The sequence below is a fragment of the Pseudoalteromonas sp. S4492 genome, assembly GCF_005886115.1.
Taxonomy (GTDB): Bacteria; Pseudomonadota; Gammaproteobacteria; order Enterobacterales; family Alteromonadaceae; genus Pseudoalteromonas; species Pseudoalteromonas gelatinilytica.
This window is the reverse complement of the sequence record NZ_PNCP01000078.1, coordinates 1-1,584: the sequence shown is the minus strand read 5'-3', so window position 1 is coordinate 1,584 and position 1,584 is coordinate 1. Positions and strand designations below refer to the sequence as shown.

At 46.6% G+C, this 1,584-nt stretch carries 1 protein-coding gene; it reads left to right on the top strand.

Annotated elements, in window-relative coordinates; all coding sequences use genetic code 11:
- Positions 1-106 precede the first annotated feature (106 nt).
- Positions 107-1,261 (top strand): IS110 family RNA-guided transposase, encoded by a 1,155-nt coding sequence (locus CWC28_RS20265; RefSeq protein WP_063707280.1) that lies wholly within the window; start codon positions 107-109, stop codon positions 1,259-1,261.
- Positions 1,262-1,584 lie beyond the last annotated feature (323 nt).

Sequence of the window (1,584 nt, the reverse complement as noted above, 5' to 3'; positions counted from 1 at the left end):
TAGACATAATGACTCCCCATGAGGTGCTAGCCTCCGCATTTTCGTGGGTTAGCTAAAAGCCAGAGCCATAATTAGTTTGTCAAATAACTAAACAGCGGAGGCTAGCATGAACAAACATAGCATACTTTTTATTGGCTTAGACACACATAAAGAATTTAATGAAATCGCTTACCTTGAGGACCATCGAGGCGCACAACCCGTGCATTATGGCCGCATCCCTTCGGCTAAAGCTGCCGTTAAAAAGCTTATCAGACAATTTGAATCCAAGTATCCGCACGTAACTTTGCACTTCGTCTATGAGGCAGGTCCTTGTGGTTATTGGATATATCGGCTCATTACCAGCCTTGGCCATTGCTGTTATGTCGTTGCCCCGTCACTTATTCCCAAAAAGCCCGGTGAGCGTGTAAAGACCGATAAACGTGATGCCATTAAGTTGGTCAAACTACTGAAATCGGAAGACCTCACTCCCATTTATGTTCCTGAGCCTGAAGATGAAGCCGTTCGAGATTTATCCCGCGCCCGAGAAACGGCTATGAAAGATTTGAAAGACGCCAAGTACCAACTTAAAGCACTGCTCCTACGCAATAATATTAACTACAGCGGCACGGCAAACTGGTCGCTTAAACACCTGCGCTGGCTCACTGAATTGGTGCTGCCTCATCCAGCCCAACAAATTGTATTACAGGAATACATTCAAACCATCAATGAGCGGATTAATAGGCTGAGACGACTCGACAATGAACTTGAGTATCAGGTCAGAAACTGGCGGTATTATCCCGTAGTGAAAGCCATACAAGCCATGCGTGGTGTCAGACTGTTGGTAGCGGCAGGTGTGATTGCAGAGCTTGGCGACTTAACACGCTTCGACCACCCAAGGAAATTAATGAGTTATGTAGGCTTAGTCCCTTCAGAGCATTCCAGTGGTGGCAAGCGCCATTTAGGGGCAATCACCAAATGTGGCAATGGCCGAGCAAGACGGCTGTTAGTGGAAGGAGCGCACAGTTATCGCTATCAAGCCGCGGTGACCACCGAGTTACAAAAGCGCCAAGAAGGGTTGCCCAAACACATTGTTGATATGGCCTGGCAGGCACAACTCAGGCTGTGTCGTCGATATCAGCGTCTGATGCATAAGGGTAAGCATTATAATGTGGTGGTAACGGCTATTGCGCGGGAAATGATTGCCTATATCTGGGCGATTGCCAGAGAAACAGTATTAAGTCCGGTTAACCCAAAACTACGTATCGCACGGGTTCCGGCATAAAGTGAAAATCGGCTTTGAGTTAATACATTGGATCAAGCATCGGGTGTGGCACAACCACCGAGGGCGTTAGGATGGCAGTAATTAGCAATAATTATTGAACCACGAATATAGACTGAAGACAGGTGCTACGACGGGTTAAGTAAGGTAGGCTCTGCTCATAAAAGTGAGTAATCCACGGATACCAGCATGATAACCGACGACATTACTTGCTTCATTCGATGTGTTAACTCACTTTATTGAGTGAAAGACAGATTATAAAAGGCTTAAAAGTTTAGGCAGGGATCGGTGTACCCTGCTTGACATGGGGAGTCATACCAACGCCC